The organism is Microcella sp., from assembly GCF_033763155.1.
Lineage (GTDB): Bacteria > Actinomycetota > Actinomycetes > Actinomycetales > Microbacteriaceae > Microcella.
In genome coordinates this window covers 1-1,584 of sequence record NZ_JANRKZ010000145.1, presented here as the reverse complement: position 1 = coordinate 1,584, position 1,584 = coordinate 1, and the positions used below count along the sequence as shown (strand labels likewise).

Sequence of the window (1,584 nt, the reverse complement as noted above, 5' to 3'; positions counted from 1 at the left end):
CTGCGACGCTGCCGCCCTGCGCGAGGCCTTCGCCCGCGTGCGGCCCGACATCGTCATGCACCTCGCGGCCGAGAGCCACGTCGATCGCTCGATCGACGCGCCCGGCGACTTCGTCGAGACGAACCTCGTGGGCACCTACCGTCTGCTCGAAGCCGCCCGCGCGCACTTCGCGGCCCTGTCCGGCGAGGCCCGCGCGCGCTTCCGCTTCCACCACATCTCCACCGACGAGGTCTTCGGTGCACTCGGCCCCGAAGGCCACTTCACCGAGGAAACGGCCTATGCGCCGCACTCGCCCTATTCGGCCTCCAAGGCCGGCTCCGACCACCTGGTCCGCGCCTGGGGCGATACTTTCGGCCTGCCGGTCATCGTCTCGAACTGCTCGAACAATTACGGGCCCTGCCAGTTCCCCGAGAAGCTCATCCCCTTGATGATCCTCAACGCACTCGAGGGCAAGCCTCTTCCGGTCTATGGCAAGGGCGAGAACGTGCGTGACTGGATCCATGTCGACGACCACGCCGAGGGGCTCATCGCGGTCGCAACCCGCGGCCGGCCCGGGCAGACCTATCTCCTGGGCGGCAACGCCGAGCGTCGCAACATCGACGTCGTCAACGCGATCTGTACGATCATGGACCGGCTTGTGCCGGGAGGGGCCCCGCACGCGCGGCTCATCACCTACGTGACCGACAGGCCCGGCCATGACTTCCGCTATGCGATCGACTGCGGCCACATCGGCCGCGAGCTCGGCTGGCGCCCGCGCGAGACCTTCGAAAGCGGCCTCGAAAAGACCGTCCGCTGGTACCTCGACAACCGCCCTTGGTGGGAGGCTGTGCGCTCCGGCCAGTACCGCGGAGAGCGTTTGGGGTTGAAGCTGTGAAGGCTGTGCCCTCCATCGCCGTGTTTGGCGCAAACGGCCAGCTCGGCCATGCGCTCGAGCGGGTCGCAGACCGTCGCGGCGTGTCGATCATCTGCTTCGACCGCGAGAGCGCCGACATCACTCAGGCCTCTCTCGTCGCCGACGCGCTCGAGCGGGCAGGGCAGAGCCTCGTCATCAACGCGGCCGCCTACACCGCCGTCGACCGCGCCGAGAGCGAGCCCGACCACGCCTTCGCCATCAACCGCGATGGCGCGCGCATCCTCGCCGAGGCCTGCGCGACCGTGGGCTTGCCGTTCATTCACGTCTCGACCGACTATGTCTTCGATGGCACCAAGCGCACGCCCTATGTCGAAACCGATCCCGTCGCGCCCGTGAGCGTCTACGGCCAGTCCAAGGAGGCGGGCGAGCGCGCCGTCTTCGAGTTCTGCCCGCACGCCATGGTCTTCCGCACCTCCTGGGTCTACGGCCTCGAGGGTGCCAACTTCGTCAAGACGATGCTGCGGCTGGGGCGCGAGCGCCCGCTGCTGCGCGTCGTCAACGACCAGTTCGGCTGCCCGACCTTCGCAGACGACCTCGCCAACGCCCTCATCAGCGCCGCCGCCCGCTACGAGCCCGGCCTCTACCACCTGGCCGGCACCGGCCACACGACCTGGTACGGTTTCGCACGCGAGATCTTCGCAGGCCAAACCACACCCGACGTCGAGCCGATC

Annotated in this window: 2 protein-coding genes; both read left to right on the top strand. The window is 68.4% G+C overall.

What is annotated here, in order from left to right:
- Positions 1–874: dTDP-glucose 4,6-dehydratase (gene rfbB / locus SFU54_RS05930; protein WP_319015368.1), on the top strand; the 874-nt coding region annotated here is incomplete at its 5' end.
- Positions 871–1,584 (top strand): dTDP-4-dehydrorhamnose reductase (rfbD, locus tag SFU54_RS05925; RefSeq protein ID WP_319015367.1); only part of this gene is annotated, 714 nt, incomplete at its 3' end. The genes rfbB and rfbD, both read left to right, overlap by 4 nt.